Annotated in this window: 3 protein-coding genes; 2 read left to right on the plus strand and 1 reads right to left on the minus strand. The window is 72.1% G+C overall.

Going from position 1 to position 3,369, the window contains the following annotated elements; genetic code table 11:
• Positions 1 to 23 precede the first annotated feature (23 nt).
• Positions 24 to 872 carry an SDR family NAD(P)-dependent oxidoreductase gene (locus ABZ885_RS37950; RefSeq protein ID WP_360199265.1) on the minus strand — a complete coding sequence of 283 codons (849 nt, stop codon included), beginning with the start codon at positions 870 to 872 and terminating at the stop codon, positions 24 to 26.
• A 104-nt stretch (positions 873 to 976) separates the two neighbouring features.
• Here ABZ885_RS37950 and ABZ885_RS37955 point away from each other — a divergent pair, with 104 nt between their 5' ends.
• Positions 977 to 1,588 (plus strand): ABATE domain-containing protein, encoded by a 612-nt coding sequence (locus ABZ885_RS37955; protein ID WP_360199267.1) that lies wholly within the window; start codon positions 977 to 979, stop codon positions 1,586 to 1,588.
• 102 nt (positions 1,589 to 1,690) lie between these two features.
• A complete protein-coding gene (locus ABZ885_RS37960; protein WP_360199269.1) occupies positions 1,691 to 3,172 on the plus strand; it encodes a hypothetical protein in 1,482 nt (493 codons plus the stop codon).
• The last annotated feature ends 197 nt before the right edge of the window (positions 3,173 to 3,369 follow it).

Here is a 3,369-nt window from a genome sequence, read left to right on the forward strand (position 1 = left end):
TGCGGGACTTGTGAGACCTGCGATCACCTGTCGACGGCGTCGGTCAGGTGGTTCCAGGCGTCCAGGTCCGCGGTGCGGGCCTCCAGGGCGGTGCGCATGCCGGTGGCGCTGGAGGTGCCGAGGGCCAGGCGCAGCGGGGGGTTGGGGCTGTCGACCGCGGTCCGGATGCCTTCGGCGATCCGGGCTGCGGAGGAGAACGCGGAGGCGGGCAGCTCTCCGATGCCCTTCTGGACCTCGCGGACGGTCCGGTCGTAGTCGTCGAGGCCGGCCGCGACGTCGAGGTTGGACAGGAAGGGGGTGGCGGTCATTCCGGGCTGGATGACCGTGACCTTGATGCCGAGTGGTGCGACCTCGGCCACCAGTGCGTCCGACAGTCCCTCGACGGCGTACTTGGTAGCGGCCAGCAGTCCCACGCCGGGGTGGGCGGACTGCCCGTAGACCGACGAGCCCTGGAGGATGTGGCCGGACCGCTGGGCGCGGAGTACCGGCAGCGTCGCGCGGAGCACGTTGAGCACGCCGAAGACGTTGGTGTCGAACACGGCGCGGGCCTGCGCGTCGGTGGCTTCCTCGACGGCTCCGAAGAGTCCGTAGCCGGCGTTGTTGGCCACCACGTCGATGCGGCCGAACCGCGCGAGCGTGCGTTCCACCGTCTCCCGGACGGCCTGCTCGTCCCGCACGTCCGCGGGGACGAGGAGCAGGCGGTCGCCGTGCGTTGCGGCCAGTTCGTCCAGGGAAGCGGTGTCGCGGGCGATCGCCGAGACGGCATCGCCGTTCTCCAGTGCCTGGAGGGTGAGTTCGCGGCCGATGCCGGAGGTCGCGCCGGTGATGAGCCATGTGCGGGGGCTGGTCTGCTGCTTCGAAGTTCCGTTCATGTTGCGACCGTAGGCGCTTAGCTCATAACGCGTCAAGCGCAGTGCGGCTCTGCGTTACCCCTTAGGTGGATTAGTACCTCTTCCCGCTGATGTACGATGGGGTGATGAGCAGTGCTGCAGCCGGATCGGCGAAACCCAGCCCGCGCACCGTCATGCCGACGGTGGAGACCGTGCTCGCGTTCGTGAACACGCGCGCGGACGGAGGCGGCCGGCAGGAACTGTTCGGGGACGGCGACTCGTTCGCGGCCTGGCTCGCGGAGCACGACGAGTTCGGCGGCGAGACGGTGGCGACCGATGCCGACGCCGCGGCCGCCCGCGAGCTGCGGGACGCCCTGGTGACCCTGCTGCTCGCCCACTCGGGCGACGAGGAGAGCCTCGGCGAGCCGCTGCAGCACGCCGAGCAACACCTGCGGCGCGCAGGTGCGCTCTACCCGCTGGCGACGGTGGTCACAGCCGGCGGGGTCGCGCTGGCGTCGCCGCAGGCAGGGGTGCCGCGGGTGTTCGGGACCGTGCTGGCCGCGGTGACGACCTTCGCGCAGACCGGCGACTGGGGGCGCATCAAGGCGTGTCGCAACCCCCCGTGCCATTTCGGCTTCTTCGACCGCACCCGCAACGGGGCGGGGCTGTACTGCAGTACCGGCTGCGGCTCCCAGGTGTCCATGCGCAACTACCGCCGGCGGCAGCGCCGGGAGAGCGAGGCACCGCCCGAGGCGTGAGGCCGCGGCGCTGCGGCCGGCCCCGTCGAAGTTGTGTCCACCCGCGCCCGCCGGCCGCAGCCCGGAAGCGTCACGTCGGAGCCCGCCTGGCATGCTGGCCGCATGGACGCCGGCATCGCTGACACCCCGACACCGGTCCACCTCGACAAGGTGATGGACGGGCTGGCGGTGAACCCCGCCCTGCCGGCTCCCATGGTCCGGCGACTGTTCGCACGGCGGCGGGGCTTCGGAAGGGTCGCGGGGCGTCCGGACCTCACCGAGGACATGATCGCCGAGATCATCGCGATCGACGACGGCTGGCTCCTGCACAGCCTGGCGCTCAACGACCGGCTGCCGGACCGGTTCCGCATCCGCCTGGCCGCCCATCCGGACAGGGCGGTGCGGTCCGCGCTCGTCGTCCACGCCGCGACCGCACCGAGGGAGATGCTGGAGCAGCTCATCGACGATCCGGAGGCACAGGTCCGCAAGTACCTGGCCCAGAACCGTCACACGCCGCCCGACCTCCGGGCCCGCCTCGCCTCCGACCCCGACCCCGCGATCCGCGCCTCGCTGGCGAAGCACTGGACCCAGGCGCCGGAAGCGGTCCGCCGGATCCTGCTGACCGATCCCGAGGACACGGTCCGCGCCGCCGCCTGCTCCATCTACTTCGCGGACCGGCCGCATCCGGTACCGCCCTCGGACCTGCTGCCGGCACTACTGGCGGACCCGGAGACCCGGGCGGGCGCGGTGATCCACGCCGTTCTCGACGAGGACACTCTCCGACGGCTCGCCGAGGATCCGGACAGCGACGTGCGCGCCGAACTGGCCCGGCATCCCGACCTGCCGCCGTCGGTCCGCGACGTCCTCGCCGTCGATCCGGCCGCGAGCGTCCGGGTGAAGGTCTTCGCCCGGCCTGACACGCCGGAACACGTCCGGGCGCGGATCCACGCCTCGGTCCACGAGCTTGCGCAATCGACGGAGGAGCCGGGCTCCGACGCCGACGACGAAGCGTTCCTGCAGTGGTACCAGAACGCCTTCGCGCCCACGGAACTGCGGATCCTGCGCCTGGACTGGGTCACGGCCGATCCGCTGCCGCACATCGACTCGCCCTACGTCGGCTTCCGGGTCTCGGCCGCCGCCGGCAAGGACCTTCCCGCCCCTGCGGTGGCCCGACTGCTCGACGACGAGGAGGAGATGGTCCGCCTCACCATGGCGTACGCCGCCCCGCACCTGGTCGATCCCGCGACCGCCGAGAGCATCGAGCGCCGCTACCGCCGGCGGGACAAGTTCACGTTCTGGTGGGACGGGGAGGAGGTCCTGACGTTCCCCTCGGAGACCCTGCGCCGCTTCGCCACCGACCCTGAGCCCCGGCTGCGCTCCTTCTCGCCCCGCGATCCGGATCTGCCCCCGACGCTCGCCGAGAAGCTGGCCGCCGACCCCGAAGACCGCGTCCGCCGCGCGGTCGCACCCCACCGCAATCTCCCGCTCCCGTCCCTGCTCCGGCTGCTCGCCGACCCCTCGGAGCACGTCGCGGAGGCCGCCGGTGCCTCGCCGTTCCTTCCCGTCGAGCAGATGGAGCGGCTGCTGACTCTCGCGGGCGTGTAGCCCGGGGCCCCGCGGCGGGTCCCATACGGCAAGGCCTGTTCGCGGTTTCGGGAGGGCACGGGATCCGGCGTGATCGGCGTCCACGAGAAGCGGTTCCAGCCCGACTTCTCTGGTGTCGCAGGTAGAGGGCCTGGGCCGCTGACCGCGTCGACACCGGACTCAGCGGCGGCTCACGCAAAGCGCTCGGCTGGGAAGCC

This window comes from Kitasatospora sp. NPDC047058, from assembly GCF_040643935.1.
In the GTDB taxonomy this organism is placed as follows: Bacteria; Actinomycetota; Actinomycetes; order Streptomycetales; family Streptomycetaceae; genus Kitasatospora.

Bases quoted from the DNA above. Each gene is read 5' to 3' on its own strand.
- ABZ885_RS37950 (WP_360199265.1), bottom strand. From the start codon at position 872: ATGAACGGAACTTCGAAGCAGCAGACCAGCCCCCGCACATGGCTCATC.
- ABZ885_RS37955 (WP_360199267.1), top strand. From the start codon at position 977: ATGAGCAGTGCTGCAGCCGGATCGGCGAAACCCAGCCCGCGCACCGTC.
- ABZ885_RS37960 (WP_360199269.1), top strand. From the start codon at position 1,691: ATGGACGCCGGCATCGCTGACACCCCGACACCGGTCCACCTCGACAAG.